We start from the raw sequence: 25,491 nt of genomic DNA, 5'->3' as shown, positions 1-25,491 counted from the left end.
GGCGGGGTGCTGCCGTTGGTCTACGCCTGCGAAATACTGGCCGAGCTGCGGCAATGGATGCCGCCGGAAGAAACTTTCAGGATCCGGAAAGCGTGCGAGGGGTGCTGACGTGCACGAAAGCGGTACGGGGAGTGAAGCGGACCCCAAGGGTGAGAGTGGTGTGGACCACGTATTCCTCGCCCTGGAGCGGGAGTTGGCCGTCTTTCTGCGCCGGGCCCGGGCGTCCTCGGGCGAAATGGCGCGCGAGGTCCACCCCGAGCTGGAGCCCGCCGCCTACGGCTTGTTCGTACGTCTGGAAGAGGTCGGGCAGCAGCGCGCCACCGCGCTCGCCGGATACTTCGGCGTCGGCAAGGCGACCATGAGCCGCCAGCTGCGCGCCCTCGAGGAGCTCGGTCTGGTGACCCGCGAACCCGATCCGGCCGACGGACGGGCCTCACTCGTCCGGCTCACCGACGAGGGCCTGGCCCGCTTCCGCCGGGTGCGTGACGCGCGCCGCGACAGCTATGTGAACAAACTGGCCGGCTGGGACCGCGGCGAGATCGCGGAGCTGGCCCGGCTGCTGCACCAGCTGAACGCGCGAGCGGAGAGCTGAGGGAGCCGGCAGCGGGGTCAGAGCTCCGCGAAGACGACCGCCGCATCGTCGTGCAGCTTCCAGCGGATCACGGCCGTGCGCTCTTCGGCCGACTTCTCCAGCGCCCTGACCCGGTCGATCAGCCCCTGCGGCCCTTCCTTGCGGATGAGGCCCAGGCACTCGGCCCAGCTGCCCTCCGCGAACATGTCGACCCAGCGGGACGCGCCGTCCGTGAGCGCGGCCACCGCCCGTACCTCGGCACGCGGCGTACTGCCCGTCACCGCACGGACCGCCACAGCCGGATCGGCCGCGGCGGTGAAGAACCCGCCCTCCGCATTGCGCAGGGCGTCCGCCGAGGCGTGCGTACGCAGGGAGGCCCGGGGCAGTCGGTCGATCCGGTCGTCCAGCACCGCCCGCACCTCACCGCCCGGTGACTCCAGCAGCAGCGTGGAGTCGGAGAGCACCAGATACTCCACCGCCTCCGTCGCGGCACCCCAGCGCGCCATGACCACCGTTGCCTGAGGCGTGCGCACGTGAGAAAGGTCACAGGTTTCGCGGTGGGTGTCAGCGGTGCGCCGGATTGCCGTGGAGAGGATCTCCGTCAGCGTCAGATCCTGTCGCGAACCGGACAGTTCGACCAGCGCGCCGCCGAGCCGGGCGGTGAACCAGGGCACTCCGTGCACACATCCGTCATCCCCCTTCGGAGGGGTCACGCCGTCCAGCACGACCAGTGTTCCGCCCTGGCCCGAGGCGGGCAGGGTCACGGACGCCCAGTCCTCGTTGGGGCGTTCGGGAGTGCCGGGGGCGGTGGCGAGTTCGATACGCATGAGATCCAGTCTGCATGACTCCTTCACATGGCCCACATCACCGTACATTTGGCGCATACCAGCAGGTCAGGGGGGATCCCAAGGTCGAGGGATGCGGGGCCGGAAAGCTGCGGGCGCGCATCCTGCCAAAGCCCGGCCGGAAGATCCAGCCGTTGGCCCACATGTCGGCCGACCGGCCGCCGCCGCGAGTTGTTTGCCAACTCCGGAGTGCTGTTCACTCGTTCGGGTGGCGGAGCGGCCGATGCGCGCCTCCCTCCCAAAAGCGCTGGAATGGTCGGAAGCCGTGCCAGGGGTGGGGCTCTCGTGTGTGACCGGTCGTCATCTCTGCTTCATGGGTGGACGAGTCAAGCAAGATTGCGAGCACCGGTGCAGAAGAAGCGGCCTCGGGGCAAAGGCGGCAGGCCCTCCGAAACCCCGGGATTCCCCCCGGCCCTGGCCACTCAGGTCCCTCAGGGCATCCAGCCTCCGCAGGAGGCCTCGAACGGCCCTGCCGCGCGCGGGCGCACCGTGCGCGTACGCAGTCGGCTCGTCGCCGGTGTCGCCGCCGTCAGCCTTGTCGTCATCGCCGCAGGCACCCCCGGCATCCTCGCCACCTCCGCCGAACTGACCGAGTCGCAGCACCTGGTCACCCTCGCCGGGCTCGACCGCCAGGCCGTCACCCTCGCCCACTCACTCGCCGACGAGCGCGACGAGGTCACGGCGTACATCGCGGCGGGCCGCGACGACCAGAAGGGCGACAAGAAGGCCCGGCGCGAGATCTCCGGCAGCCGCAGCGCCCGCGTCGACCGGCAGATCGACGAGATCCGCGGCAGCGTCCCCGGCGACCACGCCGAGCTGCGCCGCGACCTCGCCTCCGTCCCCTCCGTCCGCCGTACCGCCCTCACCGGCAAGGGCACGGCGATGGAGGCCCACCGCGCCTACTCCGCCGTCATGGCGAACCTCCAGGCCCTCTCCGACGAGCTCGCCGAGAAGACCCCGCCGCGCGCCGCCGACCGCACCCGCGCGCCCGCCGCCCTCAGCCTCGCCGTGGAGCAGGCCTCCGCCACCCGCGGGCTGCTGCTCGCCGCACTCTCCGTGCCCCGGCAGCGGAGCACCCAGAGCATCGACCCGGTCACCGGCCTCCCCGTCCAGGACGAGGGCCAGGACGACGGGGCCGCCGACCGTACGCGCAACGCACTCAGCGCCGCCGCCCAGCAGTCCCGGGTGCGGGAACTCGCCGCGCTCGCCGACTTCGACCAGGCCGCGGGCAAGGACGCCCGCGACAAGCTGGCCGCCACCGTCACCGGACCCGAGGTCAAGACCGCCGAGCTCTATCTCGCCCGCCTCACCGACCAGCCCGAGCTCTCCACCGGCGACCGCAAGTCCAACCGCGAGAAGCTCGAGTCCTCGCTCACCGCCCGTATCGAGCAGATGCGGGGCGTCGAGTCCTCCCTCGCCGCCGACCGGACCGAGGGCTTCGCGCAGCTGCGCGACGACGATGTCACCGCGCTGGAGCTGCGGATCGCGCTGCTCGGCGGACTGCTGATCGTCGCCATCGGCGTGTCCGCCGCCGTCGCCCGTACGCTCACCCGCCCGCTCGCCGTCCTGCGGATCGGCGCGGCACGGCTCGCCGCCGCCCCCGAGGCGGAGGAGCAGGTCCGCTTCACCGGCCGCAATGACGAGTTCGCTCAGGTCGTACGGTCCCTCAACACCCTGCACGGCAAGCTGCGGGACCTCGGCGTACGGGTCGAGCGGCTGGACAACGACCGCGTCGACCTGACCGGCGCCCGCGACGCGCTCGCCGCCGAACTGGCCGCCGGACGCGCCGAACTCCAGGAGCGCACCGCCGAGATCACCGCCGACCTCGAGCGGCTGCGGCACACCGTCCACCACACCTTCGTCAACCTCTCGCTGCGCACGCTCGGCCTCGTCGAACGGCAGCTCGGCGTCATCGAGAAGCTGGAGGAGCGCGAGCAGGACCCGGAGCGGCTCGCCACCCTCTTCAAGCTCGACCACCTGGCCACCGTCATGCGCCGACACAGCGAGAACCTGCTGGTCCTCGCGGGCGCCGAGCACGGGCATGCGCACGCGGGACCCGTCCCGCTCGTGGACGTACTGCGCGCCGCCGTCAGTGAGATCGAGCGGTACGAGCGAGTCGTCATCCAGTCCCTGCCGCCGCACGCCCAGGTCGCCGGGTTCGCCGCGGACGACCTCAGCCATCTGATCGCCGAACTCCTCGAGAACGCCACCGCCTTCTCGCCGCCGGACGCCCAGGTCGAGCTGTCGGGCTGGCTGCTGGAGAGCGGCGAGGTGATGCTCTCCGTACAGGACACCGGCATAGGGATGACCAGCGGGCGCATCACCGAGTTGAACGCGCGGCTGGAGGACCCCGAGGCGTACGAGACACATGCGGGCAGCGACGGCGAGGGCCTCGGACTGCGGGTGGCGGCGCTGCTCGCCGCCCGCCACGGCGTACGGGTCCAGCTGCGCGAGCAGAAGCAGGGCGGGATCACCGCGGTCGTCGTGCTGTCGCAGTCGCTGCTTCCGGCCGGACCGCCGGCCGCCGAGTCGCACACCGTGACGGTGGCGGGCGCGGCGCCCACGCAGCATCTGCCCGGATCGGTGGCGGAGGCCAACTCCAATGCGCTGCCCGGCAGCCCGCGGCGGGTCGACCCACTGGTGCTGGCGGCCGAGCAGGCGATCCGCGCGGCGGAGCCGGACACGCACGAGCGGACGGCGGACGGCGACCCGGAGACCACCGGCACCGGGGTCGACGAGGCGACGTTCGAGATGCGTCTGCCGGAGCCGGAGCCGGAGCCGGAGCCGGAGCCCGAGCCGCAGCCGGAGGCTCCGGCGGGCCCGCAGCCGGAGGCCCCGGCGGGCCCGGAGCCGACGGCCCAGGCGGACCCGCAGCCCGGCCCCGAGTCCGCGGTCGGACCCGAGCCCGTTCCCGAGTCGGCGGTCGGACCCGAGCCCGTTCCCGAGTCGGCGGTCGGGCCCGAGCCCGTCCCGCAGCCGGAACCCGAGGCCGAAAAGCCGGCAGCCGGTCCCAAGTGGGAGCGCGTCACCGACAAGGGCCTGCCCAAGCGCACCCCGAAGGTCGTCAAGCCCGCCACCGGCGCACCGACCGAGCGCACCGGCAGCGTCGACGCCGAAGCCCTGCGGCGCCGACTCGGCGGATTCCACCAGGGCGCAAAGGACGGCCGCCGCGACGTCGAGGCGGAGCTCGCGGAACAGACCGCGGCCGATACACGGACAACAACAGAAGAAGCGGGGGACACAGTCGAGGAGGCACGCAGTTGACTGCGACCGGCACATTCGGCCTGAGCAGCGAAGCCCGCAATCTGCACTGGTTGTTGAGCAATTTCGTGGAGGAGGTACCAGGAGCCCGCTCGGTCGCTGTCGTCTCGTCCGACGGACTGCTGCTGCTCTCCTCCGACCCCGCCCAGAACGCCGTCCCGGCCGCCAGGAGCCGCCCGGAAGGCCCCAGAGGCTCCAGCGCGGACCTCGCCACGATCGTCTCCGGCATCGGCAGCCTCACCATCGGTGCCGCCAAGCTGATGGACGGCGGCGGCGTCAAGCAGACGATGGTCGCGATGGACGAAGGCAGCGTCTTCGTCATGTCGATCAGTGACGGCTCGCTGCTCGGCGTGCACACCGCTCCCGACTGCGACATGAGTGTCGTCGCCTACCACATGGCCCTCTTCGTCGGCCGTGCCGGACATGTCCTCACCCCCGAACTCCGCAGCGAACTGCGCAAATCGATGGAGAGCGCCCAGTGACGCCCCCCAAACTGCCGGTGCGCGGCGACGGCCGACGCCCCGCCCGGGTCCGCCCCTACTCCCTCACCGGCGGCCGCACCCGCTTCGGCCATGTGCTGCTCGTCGAGACCTTCGTGGCCGCGCTCGAAGCTCCGGCCGAGCGCAGGGAGCTGCCGAACGGCGACCTCTCCTCGCGGGTGATGCCCGAACTGCGGGCCATCGTCGAGCTGTGCCGCCGTATGCGTACCGTCGCCGAGATATCGGCGCTGCTGAAGATGCCGCTGGGCGTTGTCCGGGTGCTGCTCAGCGACCTGGCCGACCAGGGAAAGATCCGTGTGTACGGGACCGGGCACGGCGCCGGCCAGCCCGACCGCGCGCTGCTCGAAAGGGTGCTGAGTGGACTCCGCCGCCTCTGACACGCTCCTCGCCCGGCCCCACCCGCAGCCCGAAGAGGAGCTGCAGGCATGGCAGTTGGACCGCACCCGGGCCCCCATCGCCACCAAGATCGTGGTCGCGGGCGGCTTCGGCGTCGGCAAGACCACCTTTGTCGGGGCGGTCTCCGAGATCACGCCGCTGCAGACCGAGGCCTTGATGACGCAGGCGAGCGAGGAGACCGACGATCTCACCGGGACGCCGGACAAGCTCACCACGACCGTCGCCATGGACTTCGGCCGGATCACGCTCGACGACGATCTGGTGCTGTATGTCTTCGGGACGCCCGGCCAGCAGCGCTTCTGGTTCATGTGGGACGACCTGGTGCGCGGCGCGATCGGCGCGATCGTGCTGGCCGACACCCGCAGGCTGCCGGACTGCTTCCCGGCGCTCGACTACTTCGAGAGCTCCGGGCTGCCGTACATCGTCGCCGTCAATCACTTCGAGGGTACGGAGGTGTTCGAGGCCGAGGACGTGCGCGAGGCCCTGACCGTCCCGCCCCATGTGCCCGTTGTGATCATGGACGCGCGCAATCGGATCACGGTGATCGAATCGCTGCTCGCGCTGGTCGCCCACGCTCTCGAAGCCACCCCCGAATAGCACTGAACTGACGAAAGAGACTCCTTCGATGCGGAAGATACTCATAGTCGGAGCCGGTCAGTCCGGTCTCCAGCTCGCCCTCGGACTCCAGTCGCAGGGCTACGAGGTCACCCTGATGTCCAACCGCACCGCGGACGAGATCCGGTCCGGCCGGGTCATGTCCACGCAGTGCATGTTCGACACGGCGCTGCAGCACGAGCGCGATCTCGGCATCAACTTCTGGGAGTCCCAGGCCCCGCGCATCGAGGGCCTCGGCGTCTCCGTCGCCGCCCCCGACGCCTCCCGGCCCATCGACTGGGTCGGCAAGCTGGAGGGTTACGCCCAGTCGGTCGACCAGCGGGTGAAGATGGCCGGCTGGATGGAGACCTTCGCCCAGCGCGGCGGGCAGCTCGTCATCCACGGCGCGGCAGTCTCCGACCTGGACTTCTTCTCCCGTACGTACGACCTGGTGATGGTCTCGGCCGGCAAGGGCGAACTGGTCTCGATGTTCGGCCGGGACGCCTCCCGCTCGCCGTACGACGCCCCGCAGCGCGCGCTGGCCGTCTCCTACGTCCACGGCCTGGGCCCGCGCCCCGAGCACCCCGAGTACGACGCGGTCCGCTGCAACCTCGTGCCGGGCGTCGGTGAGCTCTTCGTGATGCCGACCTTCACCACCACCGGCCGCGCGGACATCCTCTTCTGGGAGGGCATCCCGGGCGGTCCGCTCGATGTCTTCCAGGGCGTCAAGGATCCGGCGGAGCACCTCTCGCTGACCCTCGAGCTCATGGAGAAGTTCACGCCCTGGGAGTACGCGCGCGCCACCAAGGTCGAGCTGACCGACGCGGGCGGCACTCTCGCGGGCCGGTACGCGCCCACCGTCCGCAACCCCATCGGCCGCCTCCCCGGCGGCGGACTGGTCCTCGGCGTCGCCGATGTGGTCGTCGCCAACGACCCGATCACCGGCCAGGGCTCCAACTCGGCGTCCAAGTGCGCGGCCGCCTACCTCTCCTCGATCACCGAGCACGGCGACCGGCCGTTCGACGAGGCGTGGATGCAGTCCACCTTCGACCGCTACTGGGACACCGCGCAGCACGTCACCAAGTGGACGAACGCAATGCTCGGCGTGCCGCCCGAGCATGTCCTCAACCTGATCGGTGCCGCGGGCCAGCTCCAGCCGGTCGCCGACCGTTTCGCGAACGGCTTCAACGACCCGGCGGACTTCGAGAACTTCTTCTACGACCCGGAGAAGACCAACGCCTACCTGGACGAGGTCGCGGGCGCCGGCGCCTGACGCAATGGGGGTTGCCCCGGGTGCGGATCAGTCGGCGGCCGGGGCCGACTCCGCTCCGTACGCCGCATCCGAGCCCGCCGTCGCGCCGGGCGGCAGCGCCGGCCGTGTGTAGCTGCGCAGCGCGGCTCCGTCCGGATCCGGGCGGACCGCGCCCAGCAGCGGGTTCGCGGCGATCGGCGAGACCTTGACGCGGGTGCCGGGGTGCGGGGCCTGCACCACCAGGCCCTCGCCCAGATAGAGCGCCACATGGGTGGCCTCGGGGAAGTAGATCACCAGGTCACCGGGGCGCAGCCGGCGCAGTGACACCTTCGGGAGCTCCCGCCACTGCTCCTGCGACGTACGCGGGATGGTGCGTCCGGCCCGCGCCCAGGCCTGGGAGGTCAGCCCGGAGCAGTCGTACGCCTGGGGGCCCTCCGCGCCCCAGACGTACGGCTTGCCGATCTGTTCGACGGCGTACTCCAGCGCCTGGTCGCCCTCCTCGGAGGGGGTGCGCTTGCCGTTGAGCACGCCCGTGGAGAGCAGCTTCTTCTGGGCTGTCGCGGTGTGGGACCGCTCCAGCGCGGCCAGTTCGGCGATCTCCTCGACGGAGAGCGAGGCGAGCAGTTTCTCGACCTCCTTCAGCCGCGCCGTGGCCCTGTCGCGCGCCTGCTTCTGCTTGTTCGCGAGCGTCTGTTCCTTGTCCAGGGCCTTGCGGGACTCGCTCGCCAGCCTGTCCGCCCGCTTCGCGCCCTCCTCGAGCCGCGCGATCGTCGCCAGCCGGTCGCTGGCCGCGCGCTCGATCAGATGGTCCTGGTCGAGGGCTTGCCGCGGGTTCTTGGCGAGCAGCAACTGGAGGTAGGAGGAGAGATCGGACTGCCCCTGGTACTGCTCCCGCGCCAGTCGGCCCACGTCGCGGCGGCCGGCGTCGATCGCGTTGCGCGCTGTGGCCAGGTCGCGGGCGAGCCTGGCCGTCTCGGCCTGCTGCTGCCTGAGTTTTACCTCCGTGGCGTTGTACGTCTCGCCGGCCTCCTCGATCTGGCGGTACAGCTTCTGAAGTTCGCTCAGCATTCCGGAGACGGTCGTGGGCGCGGGCGGCACGGCGGCGGCCGGTGGTGCCGGCACCGCCGCGGTCAATGTGGCGACGGCCAGCGCCGCCGTACAGACAGCACGGAGCAAACTGTCTGACACCACATCACCTCCGGCTGCCGGGGGCGTGCCGTCCACGCCGTCCACCTCGCAGCCGATGATGCGAGCGCGCCGCTCGCACCGCCCCACGAGTGGTCGATTCGGCGCAATGCGGTCACTCGTTGTGGCGGAGTACGGGGATACGTCGGCGTGTCAGTCCACCGGCAGGGCGTAAAAGGTCCGGTCCCGCCGGACGACGAGATTCCGGCCGCCACCGGCGAGCGGCTCGTAGCGGGGTGTGCCGGTTCCGCCGTCCTGCGCGCCCGTCTCCTGGAACTTCCACAGCCGCTTTCCGTCGCGCGCGGCGAACGCGGTGAGCTGGCCGCTGTCGTACGCGAGTACCGTCCGGCCGCTCGTGCTGACGCCGGTCCCCGGAATCTCGTCCGACACCGGCGCGTCGGTGGAGCGCTGCCACAGTCGGCGGCCGTTCGCGGTGTCGACAGCGGACACCTGCTGGTGGCGGTTGGCGACGTACAGCATGGGGCTGCGGAGGATCGCGCCGCCGAAGCCGAAGACTCCGCTCTCGCCGGGAGCCGTATCGGCCGGGGCCAGCCGCCACAGCAGCGCGCCGGTGCTGATCGTGTACGCGTTCAGCCGGTCGGCCACCGGGGCGAACAGCCTGCCCGACGCATCGCCCACCAGGGCGGCGGCGGGATGGACGCCGGCCAGCCGCAGCGACGTGAGCTGCTTGCCGGTCTTCCGGTCGAAGGCCAGCAGCACGGATGCGCCCTTGGCGACCTTCTGCTGAGCGGGGGTCAGGGTGGACGCGTACTGCCGTACGACGATCTCGGCGGGGCGCACACCGATCAGCTGGTACTGCGGCGCATACGGGGCAGGTGCGCCCGGGATCCGGGTGCGCCACAGCCACTTCCGGGCGACGAGGTCGTACGCGAGCAGGTACGACTCCAGCGCGGCGCCCTTCTTGACCTGGCCGGTCACCCAGAGCGTCGTCCCGTCCAGGCCGGTCCTGCCGGTGAGCGTCAGGACCTCGCCGGGACCGGCCAGTGCGGCCTTGGCGATCCGGTGCTTGACCTGTCCATCCTGTGCCGCGATCCACAGGAACGCGTCGGGGCTGTCCACGAAGCAGAGCGCGTCGTCGACGGGTACGGCGCGGGAGGCCGACGCGGCCTCCTTGCGCTGCCAGAGCGGTCTTCCGGTACGGAGATCGACCCCGGTGGACTGTTCCTTGCCGGTCAGGACCAGCACCCGGTCCTGCCAGACGGTGGCGGACAGCGGTTCGGCGGCGGTCGCCGGATGCTCGTACCGCCACACCGGCTCCGGCGGCAGCCCGGCCATCCGGGCGCGGCGCGGAGCGGGGGCGGCTTGGGCGGGTTTCCTGTCCGAGTCCCCGGCGGCGACGGCGTACACCGCGGCGCCGCCGACCACGAGCCCGGCAGCCGCGCCGACGATGCCGGTGAGCAGCGCACGCCGATCGGGCGCGGGAGCGCCGGGGAGGGGCGCGCCGGGGGCGGGGGGCAGTGCTGCGGGGAGGGCCGCGGTGGGAAGGACGGCGGTGGGGAGGGGCGCTGCGGTCGCAGGAGCGACGGCCGGCCGCGCGACTGCGGCTGCGGTGCTGGTCGGCGCGCTCCGCGCCGCAGGTACGGCGAGCGCGGCGGTGACCCGGTCAACGCCCGCCCCGAGCCCGCTCGCCCCGGGCGCGTTGCGGCTGCCGCCCACGAGCAGGGTGTCCGTGTCCCGCAGGGAGCCCGGCCCCGCGCCGACGGCGCCCGCGTGCTGTGCCGCCACCGCATCCGCCGGCTTCGCGTCTGCCGGTTGGAGGCCCGCCTCCGATTGGCCGGAGCCGGAGCCGGAGCCGGAGCCGGAGCCGGGACCGGCCCCCCACGCATCCCCCTGCCCCAGCGACCTCACCCGCGCCGCCTGCCCCTCCACCGCAGCTACCAGGCTCGGGGGCAGCCAGCCCTCCCGGGCCAGTGCCGCCGCGCCCTCCAGGGCCAGGTCCGCCGCCACCGTGCTCGCCGAAGGGCGGTCCTCCGGAGACTTGGACAGGCAGCGGGCCACCAAGGGGCGCAACTCACCCGGTACTCCGCCCAGTTCCGGCTCTCCATGCGCGATACCGTCCGCGTCCGCCAGTGGGGTCGTACCCGTCGACGCGTACGCCAGCAGCAGGCCCAGGACAAAAATGTCCGACGCCGGTCCGGGCTTCGCGCCCGTCGCCTGTTCCGGGGTCAGATAGCCGAGCTTCACCGTCAGTTGCCCGTCCGGCCGCGCCTCCGCGACGGCGGCCGCGCCCAGTGCCCCGAACGCGGTGAGCCGCGGTCCGTCCGCCGCGAGCAGCACCGTGTCGGGCGCCAGCCCGTGCAGCACCGTCCCGGTCGCATGCACGCGCGACAGGATCTCCGCGAGAGCCGCGCCCAGTATTCGTACCGCCCGTTCCGGAAGTGGGCCGGCCAGCGCGATGGCCTCGCGCAGCGTCAGCGCCGGGACGTACGGGCTCGCCGTCCACAGCGGCTCCCCGCCCGTGGCCTCAGCACCCTCGGTCCCGTCCGTGCCGTCCGTACTGGACTCGATCGGTGCCACCCAGCCCCCGGCCAGCCGCTGCGTCCGCCGCGTCTCCGACCGGAAGCGGCGCCGGAACGCCGTCAGCGCCGCCAGCTCCGGCCTGGCCACCGAGACGACCGCGATCGCGCCGTTCGGCCCGTGCGCGAGGTAGCGGACGCAGACCGCCGAATCCCCGTGGCGCGCCAGGGTGGTGAACGGGCCGATCCGGCGCGGATCGTCCTGCTGCAGCGGCTCCATCGAGTGCATCCCCCCTGGCGACACGGTCCCGTGATCTTATGGCGCGCCGTTCGGCTTGGACCAGGGCCACCTCAGCGCGCGGCGTTCCACGCCCTCCGGGACGTACTCGTACTTCCAGCCGCGCTGCAGCCTCAGCCGTTTGGTGTAACCGGCCGGTACGCGCCGGTACGCGTACACCGTCGGCGGGCTGCCGTCCTCGTTCGGTACGGGGATCTCGTACCACTTCGGCGGATGGCCCGTCATCCCGACCAGGACCGGCAGCACACGCCCGTCCAGTGGCCCGCCCACGAAGGGGGTGTTCTCGCTTCTCACGTGAGCCAGTGTCACGCAGGCCCCACACACCGTCCGCACCGGGCGCGCCCGCCGTCCGGAAGAACCCGTCTGCCGACGTGCCCGGCAGGGTCCGGGCGGCACTTCCGGCCGATCCGCTCGGCTTGTGGCATTGACACGCCAAATCCGCCCCGATACTTTCGGCCCAGGCCGAAACTAGCCGGGCTCTGGCTCCCTTCTCAGGCCTTCCGGAGGCCCCCATGAAGACAGGCTTCAAGCGCGCCGCCGCACCTCTCGCCCTGTTCACGCTCGCCGCCCTGCTCGCCGGCTGTGGCGGAGACAGCGATTCGGGGTCGAAGAAGGTCACCGTCTGGATGTACCCGGTGATTGCCGATCCCAAGGCCAGCTCCGCCTACTGGGCGCAGATCGAGGCGGACTTCGAGAAGGCCGCGCCGGGCACCTCGCTCACCATCGAGCAGCAGCCGTGGGAGAACCGCGACCAGAAGATCGCCACGGCGTTCGGCGGCGGCAAGGGGCCGGACGTCGTCCTGCTGACGCCGGACCAGATTCCGCAGTTCTCCGCCAGCGGCGCCATCAGCCCGGTGGACGGGGCGCTGGGGGCCAGCGTCGGCAAGTTCCTGCCCGCCACCCTTGACGCGATGAAACAGAAGGGCAAGATCTACGGCGCGCCCATCTACCAGACCATCACGACCACCGTCTACAACAAGAAGTTGCTGACCGCAGCCGGTATCGCCACGCCGCCCGGCACCTGGGACGAGATCAAGGCCGCCGCCCCCAAGCTCAAGAAGAACGGCGTCGCCCTCCTCGACTACTCCGCCAGCAACGAGGCCTCGCTGAACCTCAACTTCTATCCGCTGCTGTGGCAGGCCGGCGGCAGCGTCTTCACCGAGGACGGCAAGAAGGCCGCCTTCAACAGTCCCGAGGGCGTCGAGGCGCTCACCTTCCTCACCGACCTCTACAAGGCGGGCTCGGTCCCCAGGTCGTCGATGACGAACACCAACCTCCTCGCAGACCAGGCACTCGGCAAGCAGCAGGCTGCCATGGGCTTCTCCGTCGTCCTCGCCGACGCCGAACTGGCCGCGAAGACCTGGGGCCCGGAGAACGTCGTGGTGGGAGCGCCGCTCAGGGGCCCCGCGAAGGAGGTCGCGTTCGGCATCCCCGGTGCGCTCAGCGTCAACGCCAAGTCCGGGAATGCGGCGGGCGCGGAAAAGTTCCTCGCCTTCATGACGGAGCCTGAGCAGGTCAAGTCCCTGGGCAGGGCCAGCGGTTACTTCTCACCGCGTACGGACGTCACCGTGCCGAACGCATCTCCGTACGCGAAGCAGTACCAGGCCGCGCTGGCGGACGTCAGTCCCGGTGAACCCAACCCGGCCGCGCGCCAGCTGATGGGTCTGCTCGCGCCGGAGATCCAGGCGGCGCTGGCGGGGAAGAAGAGCCCCAAGGAAGCGCTCGACTCGGCGGCCAAGGCGGCCGACGACCTGCTGGCGCGGCAGCGTTGAGCGAGGAGATCACACGCGAAACGGCCTCGCGCGAGGCGGCAACAGGTGAACCGGCCACGCGCGAGGTGGCCTCGCACGGGGTGGCCACAGGTGAACCGGCCACAGGCGAACCGGTCACGCGCGAGGTGGCCACCGTCCGCGTACAGGCCACCGGCAAGCGGGAGGTTCGCAAGGCGGGCCGTCACCAAGGCCGGCCCGGCACCCCCGCACGACGGCGCGAGGCCCTCGTGGGCCTCGCGTTCGTGGCCCCCATGCTGGTGCTGTTCATCGTCTTCCGATTCGGCCCGACCATCGGTGCGGTGTTCCTCTCGCTCACCGACTACCGGCTCAGCGGCGAATGGCGGTTCATCGGGGCCGAGAACTACACCCGCCTGTTCGAGGACGACCTGTTCTGGGGGAGCCTGGGCGTCACCGCCGTCTACACCGCGGTCTATGTCCCGATGACCGTGCTGCTCGCACTCGGCACGGCCGTGCTGCTGCACCGCACCCTCTGGCTGCGCGGCTTCTTCCGCGGCCTGTTCTTCCTGCCCTACGTCACGAGCATCGTGCTGGCCGCCGTCATCTGGAAGTGGATCTACCAGGTCGACGACGGGCTCCTCAACGCCGCACTCGGCGCCCTCTCCCTCGGCCCGGTCGACTTCCTCGGCGATGAGTCCCTTGTCCTGCCCTCCATTGCCGCGACCTCCGCCTGGAAGGGCTTCGGCTACACCATGCTGATCCTTCTCGCCGGGCTCCAGTCCATCCCCCGCGAGATCACCGAGGCGGCCACCATCGACGGCGCCGGCGCCTGGCAGCGCTTCCGCTGGGTGACGCTGCCGCTGCTGCGGCCCGTGCTTTTCTTTGTGCTCGTCATCGAGGCGATCCAGGCCTTCCAGGTCTTCGACGCGATGTATGTCATGACCGCGGGCGGACCGATCCGGGCCAGCTATTCGCTCGTCTACTTCCTGTACGACTCGGGCTTCAAGTACTTCGACTTCGGGTACGCCAGCGCGGTCGGCCTGATGCTCTTCCTCGTCGTCCTGATCTTCTCGCTCATCCAGCGCCGGCTCATCGGAAGGGAGGCGGACTGATGGCGCGGCTCAGACTCCCCGTGCTGCTGATCCTGGTCGCGTTCGTGACCGTCACGCCGTTCCTGGTGATGGTGCTGGTCGCCTTCGCCCCGCCGGGCGGTCAGACCCTCCCCGGTGCCTTCGACCTCACCCGCGCCACCTGGCAGAACTTCTCCGACGTCCTCAGCGGTGCGGACATCGGCCGCTGGGCGCTCAACTCCCTCGTGTATTCGCTGGTTTCGGTCGTGCTGATCCTGCTGTTCTCGTCGATGGCCGGATACGCCTTCGCCAAGAAGCGGTTCCCCGGGCGCGAGATCCTGTTCTGGGCGTTCCTCGCGACGCTGATGGTGCCCTTTCAGGCCACCCTCATCCCGTACTACATCCTGGTGTCGAAGATGGGCGGCGTCGACACGTACTGGGGGCTGATCGTGCCGACGCTCGCCAACTCCCAGGCGGTTTTCCTGATGCGGCAGTTCATGTACCAGTTGCCCGACGAGCTCTTCGAGGCGGCGAAGATCGACGGGGCGTCGGAGTGGCGGATCTACACCACCATCGTCATTCCGCTCATCCGGCCGATCCTGGCGACCCTCGGGGTGTTCGTCTTCCTGTGGCACTGGAACGACTTCCTCTGGCCGCTGGTGATCGGGCAGTCCGAGCAGATGCGCACCCTCACCGTCGGCCTCGCCACGCTGCAGGGCGAGAACATGGCCGTCAACCAGATCATGGCCGGGGCCACCATCACCGTGCTGCCCTGCCTGCTCGTCTTCGGACTGCTCCAGCGGTATCTGACCGACTCGATCGCCACCACCGGTCTCAAGAACTGACACCGTCGGCGCTACGCCATCCGGCGGCGCCGGCTCAGCCGCCCAGGCCCGGCAGCACCTCGGTCCCGAACGACTCGATTGCGCTGAGAGCGTCCGTCTGCGGCATGCCGGGCGGCTGGATGCGCAGCACTACGCCATCGGCGCCCATCTCGCCGTACTCGCCGAGCCGCTGCACACACTGGTCCACCGAGCCGATCACGGAGCGCGCCTCGATGTCGTCCCACTGCTGGGCATAGCGCGCGGCGTCGGCCGAGGTGCGCTTCCAGTCGCCGTAGGCGTCGTACAGCCCGCGCAGCGGGCCCTCCAGGGCGGCCCGCGCCTGCTTCGAGGTGGCGGCGGCGTAGCCCTCGCGGCAGACGATGACTTCCGCGCCGAGACTCGCCGCGCCGCGTGGGTAGGAGCGGTACTCCGCGATCTTGTCGGGCAGTTCGGAGTCGAGCTCGTTGAAGGAGGTCGTCCAGCCGTCACACATCCGGGCCGTACGCTCCAGAGCGGCGGAGACCCGCCCGCCGTTCCAGATACGTGGCCGCGGCGACTGCACCGGGCGTGGCGCGAGAAAGGCATCGTCGACCGACGTCCAGCGGCCGTGGTGGGTGACCTCGTCCTCGGTCCACAGCCGGGTGACCAGCTCCAGGCACTCCTCGAAGCGGGACACGCGCTCGCGCGGCTGAGTGCCGTACAGCGTGAACTCCTCGGGCCGGTAGCCGAGTACGAAACCGGCGGTGAGCCGCCCGCCGGAGAGCACATCGATGTGCGCGAGGGTCTCGGCCAGCCACACCGGCTGGTAGACCGGGGCGATCAGCCCCGCCGTGGCGAGCCCGATCCGCTCGGTGTGCGCGGCGAGATACGCCAGAGAGGTGAGGGCCTCGTGGTAGCCGGGCCGGTGCAGATGGCGTTCGCCGAGCACCACCCAGTCGAATCCGGCCTGTTCGGCCAGCCGGACCTGCTCCACCGCATCGGCGAGCCGGGGCCGGTCGGCCTTGTCCGCGTAGAGATTGACGTAGAGGCCGACACGCATGGAGCGCTGTGACATTCTCGCTGGCCCTTCCTTTACGGTCCGGACCGTAAAGGCTAGCGTGTCGCCAACGACCGCAACAGACGGGAGAGATCGCCCATGTCTGCGACGGAGGACCTGGTACGCGGGCTGCGCGGCACCGTACTGCCCGCGGTGGCCACTCCCATGGATCCCCGGGGAGTCGTGGACCTGGACGCGCTGCGCGGTTACGCCGAGCGGATCGCGGCCGAGCGGATCGGCGGCGTCGCCGTCTGGGCACACACCGGCCGCGGTCTTCATCTCTCCGGGCCCGACCGTCATCAGGTGCTGCGCATCTGGCGGGACGTGGTCGAGGGGCCGATCGTGGCAGGCGCGGGGGTGCCACGCTCGGTCCGCCCCAGCAACCTGCGGGAGGCATGGGACGCCACCGTCGCGATGGCGGTGGAGGCGGCCGGTCTCGGCGCGGACGCGGTCATGGTCTATCCGCTGGCGCAGTTCGCCGAGCGCCCCGGGGGCCAGTCGGAGGCGGTACGGCTGCATGAGCGGGTGGCCGAGGAGAGCGGGCTGCCGGTGCTCGGCTTCTTTCTGCACGGCGAGGCGGGCGGCTATCCCTACCCGCCCGAGCTGATCCGCCGGCTGCTCGCGCTGCCGTCCGCCGCCGGGGTCAAACTCGCCACGCTGGACCGGGCGATGGCCTGCCAGGACGCGATCCGCGCGGCAGGCGAGAGCGGCAAGCTGGTCATCACCGGCGAGGACCGGATGTTCGGTCCCTCGCTGATGTGGGGCGCGGACTCCGCGCTGGTGGGCATCGCGGCGGCGCGGGTGTCCCTGACGACGGCGGTCCTGGACAGCTGGCGGGCGGGTGACCACACCGGGTTCGTACGGGCGTCGGCCCGGCTGGACCGGTTCGCGGAAGCGACCTTCCTGGCGCCCATCGAGGGCTATGTGCAGCGGATGCTGTGGGCGGCGGTCTGGGAGGGGCTCATCCCGGAGGAGGCGGCGCACGATCCGTACGGCCCGACGCTGCCCGCCGGCGAGCGCCAGGCGGTCGTCTCGTGCCTGGAGGCGCTCGCGAAGGAGAACGTCAGCCCGTCCGGCGACTGAGGCCCCGACGGGCGTACGGGGAGTCCGGGGCGCAGCCTCTCGTTACGGGCAGGGGCGAGTAGGGGACGGAACCGCCCCCAACCCGAACAGCTCCGCCGCGTTGCGCCACAGCACCCGTTCCAGCTCCGCCATGGTGAACCCCGCGTCGCGGATCACGCCGAGCGACACACACGGGTCGATCAGCGTCGCGTCCGTCCCGAACAGCAGCCTCTCCACCGGCACCCCGGCCTCGCGCGCGTACGCCACACGGCCCGCGTCCGTCGCCGTACGGCAGTGCTCCAGGTAGAGCCGGTCGCACGCGGCCGCGGCGTGTGCCGCCTCGCGCCAGGCGTCGCCGCCCGCATGGCCCATGATCACGCGCAGTCCGGGACGGGACGCCAGCAACTCGGGAAGCAGCGTGACTTCACGGCCCCAGGTGTGCAGCAGCAGCGGCACACCGGCCTCCGCGACCACGTCGAAGGCCTCCGCCATCTCCCGTGACCCCGGCAGCCGTCCCGGATAGTGGGTGTGGATCTTCGCTCCCACGAACCTCCCGGTGTCCAGACAGCGCCGCAGGTCCGCAGCGCTCCTCTCGGGCCGGTTGGGGTTCACCACCGCGTATCCGTACAGCCGCGGCTGGTGCGCCAGCACCTCGCGCAGTGCCGCGTTGCCCGCCACCGCGTCGTACACCACCGCCTCGGCGGACGACACGAGCTGCAGATCGATGCCGTACCGGTCCATCTGCCGCAGATTGGTGTCCGCATCCCCGGTGGTCAGATGGAACTGCCAGCGGCCCACATGCGCGTGCACATCGATGATCGGCATCAGGCCAGCAGCTCCTCGACGTTCTTGGTGGTGATCGCGGCACGGTCGTCGTCCGAGATGTCCGCGTACCGCAGCCGCAGTGTCTGCGGCGAGATGTCCATGAAGGGCGTGCGCGAGCCGAAGACCAGATGCCGCGGGCCCACCGAGTCCACCACGCGTTCGATGGAGTCGGGCCCGGACAGCATCCGGGTGGTGGCCCGGAAGCCGGGTTCCTCCTGGGCCAGCAGCAGGAAGTCGGCCAGCAGATAGGCGTGCAGATCGAGGAAGACCACATCGGCGCCGCGGCCCGCGAGTGGCGGTCCGAAGCGGCGCGGGTCGCCGTCGTGCAGCAGCGCCATGCCGCGGTCCAGGGCGAGTGAGACCACCCGCCGGTATCCGGGGAAGCCGGGCTCGGCCGCCTGCTCGACGGTGAACAGCCGCAGGAATCGCACGCCGGCGGCGGAAAGTTCGTCCAGCCGGGCCTCCGCGGTCAGCGCGTCCCGTACGTCGACCGTGCCGACCGGCAGCAGCTCCGGGCAGCCCGCGAGATCGCGCAGTGTCTCGGCGTTGCCTGCCTCGTCGTCGAAGAGCGGGCCCCGGGTGGACAGCGCCAGCGCGCCGGCGACGGGAGAACGGGCCAGCCGGGCCCGGACCTCCTCGAGCCCGACATCGAGGTGGTGCCGCGGCCATGCCCCGTACAGCACATCCACGTCCCAGCCGACTTGTTCCGCCGGCGTCGGATGCAGCCACTCGTACGCGTTCAGCCACTCATACGCGCTCATCGTGATCCCGCCTCGCCCAGGGCCCGGGCGATCCGGTCAACATCGCCCTCGGTGTACGCCTCGTTCCACTGCAGCACCAGCAGCGTACGGTCGATCAGCCGCTCCGCGCGGGGACACAGGCCCGGCGGATACCCGGGCAGTGCCGGATTGGCGTACAGCGGCCGCTCCAGATAGCCGGGCAGCGCCGGTACGCCCGCGGCCTGGAGGCTCTTCGCCCAGCGGGAGTTGTCCTCGACCAGGAGCGGCACCACCCACCAGGCGTGACCCGCGCGCTGCGCGGGCATCCGGGCGCCGTCGAGCCCGGCGATCGCGGCGGCCAGCCGTTCGGCCCGCTCCCGCCGCAGCCGGACGACCTCGGCGACACGGGTGAGCTGGACCCTGGCCACCGCGGCGGTGAGTTCGGTCATCCGGTAGTTGAGGCCCGCTTCGCGGTGGATCCGGCCCTCCGTGCGGTCCCAGCCCTTGTCCATGAACAGCCGCATATGGCGGGCGAGGGCGGGGTCGTCGGTCACGGAGAGACCGCCGTCGCCGGCGGTGATGTGCTTGTACTGCTGAAGGCTGAAGCAGGCGATGTCCCCCCGCGTGCCCAGCAGCTCGCCCGCCGTGTCCTCCCCGAGCCAGGCCTGGGCGCAGTCCTCGATGAGTACGAGTCCGTGCCGGTCGCAGATCGCGCGCAGCGCGCCGACGTCCGCGGCACCGCCGAAGAGATGCACGGCGATGACGGCCTTCGTACGTGGGGTGACGGCGGCCTCGACGGCCTCCGGGTCGAGATTGCCGTCCTCGGGGCGTACGTCGGCGAACACCACGCGCGCCTGCTGCGCCAGTACGGGCGCGACCGTCCCGAAGTCGGAGAGCGGCGTAGTGATCACCTCGTCCCCCGGGCCGACGCCTGCCGCCGCGACGGCCAGATGCAGGGCCGCCGTCCCCGAGCTGGAAGCCACCGCCTCGGCGCGGGAGTACAGCTGCGCCATCTCGGCTTCCAGGGAACGTGCTTCACTGCCGAAGGCGCTGCACAGCACCGCCGAGTCCAGTACGCGCAGGACCGCGGCCCGTTCCTCCTCACCGAAGGTGCGGCCGCGCGGACCGAGAACTGTTGGCAGGTGCATTTCCCGTTCGGGCATCGGGGCACTATCCTCTCGGCAAGCCTGCAGTTATGGACTGGGCCGAAATTAGGACGGCCGTTGGCAGGCGTCAAGAAGCACCCCCGGAACCACTCCAGAAGAACGGAGACCGGCCGATGGCTCTCACGGTCGGAGTGATCGGCCCCGACGACCTCGTGCACAAGGTGATCGCGGTCGGCGACCCGGCCGGAGCGGTCCGGCTGGTGGCCCTTCCGTACCGGCACGAGGACGAGACCCTCGAGGTGGTCGCCAAAGCACGGTCGGAGGTCGACGCTCTTCTCTTCACGGGCGTCGTACCGCATACGCTCGCCACGGCCGCGGGCCTGGTCGACCTGCCCGCGATGTACGTGCCGTACAACGGCGCGACCCTGCTGCGCGCGCTCGTCGAACTGCTCCGCCTCGGCCATGACGTCTCCCGTATCTCCATCGACACGCTGCGCCGCAGTGAGGTCATGGAGACGCTCACCGAGGCCAAGCTCCCCACCGAGCATGTGCATGTACTGCCGTACCGGCCGGGACTGACCTCGCGGGACCTGGCCGACTTCCATCTCGCCGCGCGCGACGAGAAGGAGACCCGGGTCGCCATCACCTGTCTCGGCTCGGCCTTCCAACTGCTCGACCACGAGATGCACGCCGTACGTCTGGCGCCGTCCCGGCACTCCATACGCTCCACGCTCCTGGCCCTGACGCTCGCCACCGCGGGACAGCACAGCGGAGACGCGCAGGTCGCTCTCGGCATCATCGATCTCCCGGCGGCCGACCAGGAGCTGGCGGCGGATCTGCGGGTGCTGGGCGGCAGCCTCGTCGACCTGCCCGACGGGCAGCGGCTGGTCGTCACCACGCGCGGAGTGCTGGAGACGGTGAGCGAGCAGTTCACCCGGCTGCCGTTCCTCGACGACCTGGCGGCCCGGCACGGCACCGCGCATGTGGGCTTCGGTCTCGGCCGTACCGCCGCGGAGGCCGAGTCGCTGGCCAGGCGCGCGGTCAAACGGGCCCGTTCGGCGGGCGCGGTGGCCGGAGTCGTCTCGATGGCCGACGACGTCGACATCGTGATCGACGGCCAACGGTCCGCGGACGCGCCGCCCGGACCGCCGGCGGGCCCGGAGAGCACGGTGACGCTCGCCCGCCGCGTCGGACTGAACCCGGGGACGCTGGACCGGCTGCGCGAACTGGCCGGCCGGGACCCGGAGTCGGGCATCACCGCGCACCGCGTGGCCGAGCACCTCTCCGTCCAGCAGCGCACGGCCCGCCGCATCCTCAAACGTCTTGAACGGGCGGGCCTGGCCGTCCCCACGGCCGACCGGCAGCAGGGCCAGACCGGCCGCCCCCCGATCGTCTACCGCGTACGCATCTGAGCCCGGTTTTACGGTCCGGGCCGTAAGTCGAAGGAGCCGCGCGTGAAGATCGCCTCGATCAACACCCGTGTCGTCAGGGCCCCTTACCGGCGCCCGTTCGTCATCAGCAGCGGAACCAGCCCCGAACTCATCAGCCTGGTTGTCGAAGTACGTACCGCCGACGGCGACTACGGCCTCGGTGAGGCCTCTCCGATGACCGCCTACACCGGCGAGACCCTCGCCGGACTCGAAGCGGCCCTCACCGAGCACGCCGCACCCGCGCTCATCGGCCGCGACCCCCGCGACCTGGCGGGAGCGCACGCCGCCATGGACACCGCCATCCGCGGCCAGCACCTCGCCAAGGCGGCCCTCGACATCGCGCTGCACGACGTGGCGGCGCGGGCGGCGGGCTGGCCCGTGCACCTGCTGCTCGGCGGCTGCGCCCGCCCGCGCGTCCCCACCACCTGGGTGGTGGGCCTCGGCACGGTCGAGGAGATGGCGGAGGAGGCGACCGTGTACGCCGCGAAGGGCTTCACCCACATCAAGGTCAAGGGCGGCGAGGACCCGGAGCTCGACGAGCAACTGGTCCGTTCCGTGCGCAAGACGGTCCCGGACTCCGTCGAGCTCTCCCTGGACGCCAACGAGGGCTACGACCCCGGCACCGCGGCCAGGACGGTGGCCCGGCTGGCCGACGCCGGCCTCGACCTGGTCGAACAGCCGCTGCCCCGCTGGGACTTGGCCGGCATGGCCGCGCTGCGCAGCAGTGGCGGTGTGCGCGTGATGGCCGACGAGAGCATGCAGTCGCTGCACGACGCCCTGGCGATCGTCCGCGGCGGCGCCGCCGATGTCCTCAACATCAAGATCCTCAAGGTGGGCGGGCTCCACCGGGCCCGGCAGGTCGCCGCGCTCGCCGAGTCCGCGGGCCTCGCCGTGAAGATCGGCACCATGCCGGAACTGGGTGTCGCCACACTGGCCGCCGCCCATCTGGCCGCCGCACTTCCGCATGCCACGGTTCCGGCGGATCTGGTGGGGCCGCTGCTGGTGGACGCGGAGCCGCTGGCTCCTACGGCGTTTGCGGGAGTGGGGGACACGGGGTGGATGGACGTGCCGGTGGGGCCGGGTCTGGGCCACGACCTGTAACGCCTGCGGCGGTCCTTCCCCAGCCGGACGGGCTCACTTTGAGCCCCGCCGGCGATTGAGGCGCGGGGTCCGGGGCGGAGAGCCCACCCCGCGGCGGAGCCGCACATCGGCGCCGCGGGAAAGGGCGGGCGGGGGAACAGGCCCGCCGCAGGCGTCGACCCACCCCCGACGGTTGCTATCGCAGGTGGTCCGCGGCCGACACCACCGGCCCCACCCGCCTCGCCAGCGTTCCCACCGGACCCGTCGGCGTCTCCAGCGCCACCAGGTCCCGCATCGCCCCCGCCGTTTCCTCATCCGTCGCCGCCGTCGCCACCAGCAGCGCGATGAGATGGTCGACCAGCCAGTCGCGCAGCTCATCGGCCGACGGCTGCTTGCCCTCGTCCAGCCAGATCAGCGACGCCGCCTCGACGGCCGCGATCCAGGTGCGCACCATCAGCCGCAGCCTCAGTCCGGGACGGGCCACCCCGAGATGGACGAGGACATGCTCCGCCGCGGCCCGCCGCACCTCGTCGACGATCGCGGTCGTACGGGACGTCTCGGCGACGCTGCCGCCGCGCAGGAGTGCGCTGAACCCGGCGTCGTGCTCGTCGACGAAGACGAGATAGCGGTCGAGCACCCGGGAGAGCCGCTCGGTCGGCGGACCGGCGGGCAGCTCGGCGAAGCACTGCTCCAGCTGGTCCGCGGCGGACCGCAGTGCCGTCTCGTACAACTGCTGCTTGCCGCCGGGGAAGTAGCGGTAGACGAGGGGCCGGGACACACCGGCCGCCTCCGCCACGTCGTCGAGCGAGATCTCGTCCGGCGGCCGGTGCGCGAAGAGCGTGAGGGCGGCGGCGAGAAGCTGCTTACGGCGCTCCTCGACGCTGAGCCGTCGGTACGCACGGGTCGCTGGAGCGGGACTGGTCATGCTCCGCAGCGTAACCGCACTGTTCGCCACCGTACGGGCCGGCGACGAGTATCACGCCAGCAGGCCGGACGCCTTCCACAGCCGTCGGCCGGGCCCCCGCAGCACCCCGATGTCGTCCAGGAAGTCGGTGAGCCGCTTCGCGCCCGACTGCATCACCTCGCGCCGGTGTCCGCTCGCCTTCACCTGCGCGACCGCCTCGCGCCGGTCCAGGCCGATGTTCGTGTACACCTGCGGATTGACGAAGCAGACGGAGAAGACCCGCGCCGCCTCTCCGCTGCTGATCCGGGTGACCTCCTGCTCCCAGCGCGGCGCGGTCACCATCTGGCGCCGCAACTCCTCGCGGGCGTACCGCACGTGCCGTGCCTCCTCCACCACATGGATACGGGTGACGCCGCGCACCAGCGTCTGCACGCGCTCGTCCGGGAAGGTCAGCCGCTGCATCCAGTCGAGGATCTCCTCGCCGAGCAGCGTCGCCGCGAACGAACCGGGCGTGGTCGAGACGGTCTTCAGCACGCGTGCCAGATTGTGGTACATCCGCGGTACCGGATAGGCGGGCGCCCCGCTCTTCTGGATCATCCTGGCGAACATCATCGAGTGCCGGCACTCGTCCGCGATCTCGGTGAGCGCGTAGCGCACATGGTTGCTGGTCACGGACTTGTCGTAGATGTGGCGCACCAGCAACTGCATCAGGATGATCTCGAACCAGATGCCGAGCGAGGCGAGCGACGCGCCCTCGTGCCTGGCCAGTTCCAGCCGCTGTTCCTCGGACATCTTGTGCCAGAGCGGGGTGTCGTAGAGGGAGAGCAGCTCCGGCGGCCAGAACCACTTGCCCTCCTCGATGGGAGACTCCCAGTCGAGCTCCTTGTCGGGGTCGAAGGAGTGCTTGGCGGAGGACTCGAGCAGCCGCTCGGCGACCTGTTCGCGGTCCCGGAGCGGGCCGAGTGCGTCGCGGAGCAGCTGCACATCGCGTTCGGTCACGGTCGTCATGGCGGAGGGCACCTCACGAGTCGGCATCGGGTCCGGGAATTGCCCCCGGGCAGGCCGAGGCCCGGGGCACGCCTTATGAGACTCCATGTCAGCAAGGTCGTCAATCCCTTGCGCGCGACTTGTTGACTCTTCGTCTACCAACGTGTGAGCCTGCCAACTGTCCTTGGTTGTCACGGGATATGAGGCGAAGGAGCCGTCAGTGTCGACGCACGATCGCTATACACGCGCCCCGGAACACTCCCTCTGGCAGGTCCCGGCCTCAGGCGCGGCCCGCTTCAGCTGGGAGTACGAGGACGGCCGCGACCGTCTCCTCGCCCTGTACCAGAAGGGCAAGGACAAGCAGTGGGACGGCGCCAAGCGCATCGACTGGGACCTGGAGGTCGATCCGTACGATCCGCTGGGCACCCCCGACGAGGCGCTCACGCTCTACGGCTCCCGCCACTGGGCGAAGCTCACCGAGAAGGACAAGGGCGAGCTGCGCAAGCACTACACCTCCTGGCAGTTCAGCCAGTTCCTGCACGGCGAGCAGGGCGCGATGGTGTGCGCGGCGAGGATCGTGGAATCGGTCCCGGATCTGGACGCGAAGTTCTACTCCGCCACCCAGACCATGGACGAGGCCCGGCACGCCGAGATCTACAGCCGCTTCCTGCACGAGAAGATCGGGATGCTCTACCCGATCAACGACAACCTCCAGGGCCTGCTCGGCGACACCCTGCGCGACTCCCGCTGGGACATGCCGTACCTCGGCATGCAGGTCCTCATCGAGGGCCTCGCGCTCGCGGCGTTCGGCCTGCTGCGCGACACCACGGACAAGCCGCTGCCCAAGCAGATCCTCGCGTACATCATGCAGGACGAGGCCCGCCATGTGGCCTTCGGGCGGATGGCGCTGCGCGACTACTACAAGGAGCTCAGCGACGCGGAGCTGCGTGAGCGCGAGGAGTTCGTCATCGAGGGCTGCTACCTGATGCGCGACCGGCTGAGCGGAGTGGAGGTCCTGGAGAACTTCGGCATCCCCAAGCAGGAGGCGGCCGAGCTGTCCGAGCAGTCCGAATACCTGCAGCTGTTCCGGAAGTTGCTGTTCAGCCGGATCGTGCCGTGCGTCAAGGACATCGGGCTGTGGGGCGAGCGGCTGCAGAAGGCCTATCTGGACATGGGCGTCTTCGAGATGGGCGACGCCAACCTCGACCTGCTGATGTCCCAGGACGAGGAGATCGCCGAACAGCTCGACCGCGAGCGCTTCGCGGCGGAGGAGCAGGCACGGGTGTCCGAGGTCGAGGAGGCGATCGCGGACGGCGCGCCCTCCTAAGCCGGCGGGCCC

Annotated in this window: 23 protein-coding genes; 13 read left to right on the top strand and 10 right to left on the bottom strand. The window is 71.0% G+C overall.

The genetic code is table 11. From position 1 onward, the window contains the following. The first annotated feature begins 109 nt into the window (after positions 1–109). The gene (locus ACFWDI_RS20675; RefSeq protein ID WP_385305811.1) at positions 110–592 is read left to right on the top strand and encodes a MarR family winged helix-turn-helix transcriptional regulator; all 483 of its coding nucleotides are present in this window, start codon (positions 110–112) and stop codon (positions 590–592) included. A 17-nt stretch (positions 593–609) separates the two neighbouring features. Here the strand turns inward: ACFWDI_RS20675 and ACFWDI_RS20670 are convergent, their stop codons facing one another. Then, a complete protein-coding gene (locus tag ACFWDI_RS20670) occupies positions 610–1,398 on the bottom strand; it encodes a hypothetical protein (RefSeq protein ID WP_385305809.1) in 789 nt (262 codons plus the stop codon). Positions 1,399–1,764: 366 nt separating this feature from the next. On the opposite strand from ACFWDI_RS20670, the gene ACFWDI_RS20665 reads away from it, so the two are divergent. The 5 genes from ACFWDI_RS20665 to ACFWDI_RS20645 are packed head-to-tail and all read left to right on the top strand — an operon-like array spanning position 1,765 to position 7,440. Then, positions 1,765–4,680, top strand: coding sequence for a nitrate- and nitrite sensing domain-containing protein (locus ACFWDI_RS20665; RefSeq protein WP_385305808.1), 2,916 nt, complete (start codon positions 1,765–1,767; stop codon positions 4,678–4,680). Further along, complete coding sequence (locus ACFWDI_RS20660; RefSeq protein WP_327326048.1) at positions 4,677–5,159, top strand: roadblock/LC7 domain-containing protein; 483 nt, start codon at positions 4,677–4,679, stop codon at positions 5,157–5,159. The genes ACFWDI_RS20665 and ACFWDI_RS20660 overlap by 4 nt, the downstream gene beginning before the upstream one ends. Continuing rightward, entirely contained in the window at positions 5,156–5,554 is a 399-nt protein-coding gene (locus ACFWDI_RS20655; RefSeq protein WP_385305807.1) for a DUF742 domain-containing protein, read from the top strand. The genes ACFWDI_RS20660 and ACFWDI_RS20655 overlap by 4 nt, the downstream gene beginning before the upstream one ends. Then, positions 5,535–6,170, top strand: coding sequence for an ATP/GTP-binding protein (locus ACFWDI_RS20650; RefSeq protein ID WP_385305806.1), 636 nt, complete (start codon positions 5,535–5,537; stop codon positions 6,168–6,170). The genes ACFWDI_RS20655 and ACFWDI_RS20650 overlap by 20 nt, the downstream gene beginning before the upstream one ends. A gap of 28 nt (positions 6,171–6,198) precedes the next feature. Then, positions 6,199–7,440, top strand: a complete 1,242-nt coding sequence (locus tag ACFWDI_RS20645; RefSeq protein WP_385305805.1) for a styrene monooxygenase/indole monooxygenase family protein — start codon at positions 6,199–6,201, stop codon at positions 7,438–7,440. Between the two features lie 27 nt (positions 7,441–7,467). On the opposite strand, the gene ACFWDI_RS20640 is transcribed toward ACFWDI_RS20645, so the two are convergent. The 3 genes from ACFWDI_RS20640 to ACFWDI_RS20630 form a co-directional block, all read right to left on the bottom strand. After that, a complete protein-coding gene (locus ACFWDI_RS20640; protein WP_385305804.1) occupies positions 7,468–8,607 on the bottom strand; it encodes an NlpC/P60 family protein in 1,140 nt (379 codons plus the stop codon). 150 nt (positions 8,608–8,757) lie between these two features. Then, positions 8,758–11,361: a PQQ-binding-like beta-propeller repeat protein gene (locus ACFWDI_RS20635; protein WP_385305802.1), complete on the bottom strand. Its 2,604-nt coding sequence runs from the start codon at positions 11,359–11,361 to the stop codon at positions 8,758–8,760. A gap of 36 nt (positions 11,362–11,397) precedes the next feature. Further along, complete coding sequence (locus tag ACFWDI_RS20630; RefSeq protein ID WP_385305800.1) at positions 11,398–11,673, bottom strand: hypothetical protein; 276 nt, start codon at positions 11,671–11,673, stop codon at positions 11,398–11,400. Between the two features lie 218 nt (positions 11,674–11,891). On the opposite strand from ACFWDI_RS20630, the gene ACFWDI_RS20625 reads away from it, so the two are divergent. The 3 genes from ACFWDI_RS20625 to ACFWDI_RS20615 are packed head-to-tail and all read left to right on the top strand — an operon-like array spanning position 11,892 to position 15,024. After that, on the top strand, positions 11,892–13,151 hold the full coding sequence (locus tag ACFWDI_RS20625) for an ABC transporter substrate-binding protein (protein WP_385305798.1): 1,260 nt from the start codon (positions 11,892–11,894) through the stop codon (positions 13,149–13,151). Further along, positions 13,148–14,221 (top strand): carbohydrate ABC transporter permease, encoded by a 1,074-nt coding sequence (locus ACFWDI_RS20620; RefSeq protein ID WP_385305797.1) that lies wholly within the window; start codon positions 13,148–13,150, stop codon positions 14,219–14,221. Before ACFWDI_RS20625 ends, ACFWDI_RS20620 begins: the two co-directional genes overlap by 4 nt. Next, on the top strand, positions 14,221–15,024 hold the full coding sequence (locus ACFWDI_RS20615) for a carbohydrate ABC transporter permease (protein ID WP_385305796.1): 804 nt from the start codon (positions 14,221–14,223) through the stop codon (positions 15,022–15,024). The genes ACFWDI_RS20620 and ACFWDI_RS20615 overlap by 1 nt, the downstream gene beginning before the upstream one ends. 34 nt (positions 15,025–15,058) lie before the next feature. On the opposite strand, the gene ACFWDI_RS20610 is transcribed toward ACFWDI_RS20615, so the two are convergent. Beyond that, entirely contained in the window at positions 15,059–16,057 is a 999-nt protein-coding gene (locus tag ACFWDI_RS20610; protein WP_385305795.1) for an LLM class flavin-dependent oxidoreductase, read from the bottom strand. Positions 16,058–16,138: 81 nt separating this feature from the next. On the opposite strand from ACFWDI_RS20610, the gene ACFWDI_RS20605 reads away from it, so the two are divergent. Beyond that, positions 16,139–17,122: a dihydrodipicolinate synthase family protein gene (locus ACFWDI_RS20605; protein WP_385305793.1), complete on the top strand. Its 984-nt coding sequence runs from the start codon at positions 16,139–16,141 to the stop codon at positions 17,120–17,122. 42 nt (positions 17,123–17,164) lie between these two features. On the opposite strand, the gene ACFWDI_RS20600 is transcribed toward ACFWDI_RS20605, so the two are convergent. The 3 genes from ACFWDI_RS20600 to ACFWDI_RS20590 are packed head-to-tail and all read right to left on the bottom strand — an operon-like array spanning position 17,165 to position 19,808. Beyond that, the gene (locus tag ACFWDI_RS20600) at positions 17,165–17,926 is read right to left on the bottom strand and encodes an amidohydrolase family protein (protein ID WP_385305792.1); all 762 of its coding nucleotides are present in this window, start codon (positions 17,924–17,926) and stop codon (positions 17,165–17,167) included. Continuing rightward, complete coding sequence (locus ACFWDI_RS20595) at positions 17,926–18,687, bottom strand: hypothetical protein (RefSeq protein ID WP_385305790.1); 762 nt, start codon at positions 18,685–18,687, stop codon at positions 17,926–17,928. Before ACFWDI_RS20595 ends, ACFWDI_RS20600 begins: the two co-directional genes overlap by 1 nt. Further along, on the bottom strand, positions 18,684–19,808 hold the full coding sequence (locus ACFWDI_RS20590) for a DegT/DnrJ/EryC1/StrS family aminotransferase (RefSeq protein ID WP_385305788.1): 1,125 nt from the start codon (positions 19,806–19,808) through the stop codon (positions 18,684–18,686). The genes ACFWDI_RS20595 and ACFWDI_RS20590 overlap by 4 nt, the downstream gene beginning before the upstream one ends. Before the next feature lie 116 nt (positions 19,809–19,924). On the opposite strand from ACFWDI_RS20590, the gene ACFWDI_RS20585 reads away from it, so the two are divergent. After that, entirely contained in the window at positions 19,925–21,163 is a 1,239-nt protein-coding gene (locus tag ACFWDI_RS20585; RefSeq protein WP_385305786.1) for a hypothetical protein, read from the top strand. 42 nt (positions 21,164–21,205) lie between these two features. Beyond that, entirely contained in the window at positions 21,206–22,282 is a 1,077-nt protein-coding gene (locus ACFWDI_RS20580; RefSeq protein WP_385305784.1) for a mandelate racemase/muconate lactonizing enzyme family protein, read from the top strand. 175 nt (positions 22,283–22,457) lie between these two features. On the opposite strand, the gene ACFWDI_RS20575 is transcribed toward ACFWDI_RS20580, so the two are convergent. Further along, the gene (locus ACFWDI_RS20575; RefSeq protein WP_385305782.1) at positions 22,458–23,186 is read right to left on the bottom strand and encodes a TetR/AcrR family transcriptional regulator; all 729 of its coding nucleotides are present in this window, start codon (positions 23,184–23,186) and stop codon (positions 22,458–22,460) included. Positions 23,187–23,237: 51 nt separating this feature from the next. Further along, positions 23,238–24,173 carry a diiron oxygenase gene (locus ACFWDI_RS20570; protein ID WP_385305781.1) on the bottom strand — a complete coding sequence of 312 codons (936 nt, stop codon included), beginning with the start codon at positions 24,171–24,173 and terminating at the stop codon, positions 23,238–23,240. Positions 24,174–24,372: 199 nt separating this feature from the next. Between ACFWDI_RS20570 and ACFWDI_RS20565 the strand changes: the two genes are divergently transcribed. Then, positions 24,373–25,479: a ferritin-like domain-containing protein gene (locus ACFWDI_RS20565; protein WP_385305779.1), complete on the top strand. Its 1,107-nt coding sequence runs from the start codon at positions 24,373–24,375 to the stop codon at positions 25,477–25,479. The last annotated feature ends 12 nt before the right edge of the window (positions 25,480–25,491 follow it).

It is taken from the genome of Streptomyces sp. NPDC060064, from assembly GCF_042736455.1.
Classification (GTDB): Bacteria; Actinomycetota; Actinomycetes; order Streptomycetales; family Streptomycetaceae; genus Streptomyces.
This window is presented reverse-complemented; position numbering and strand designations above follow the sequence as displayed.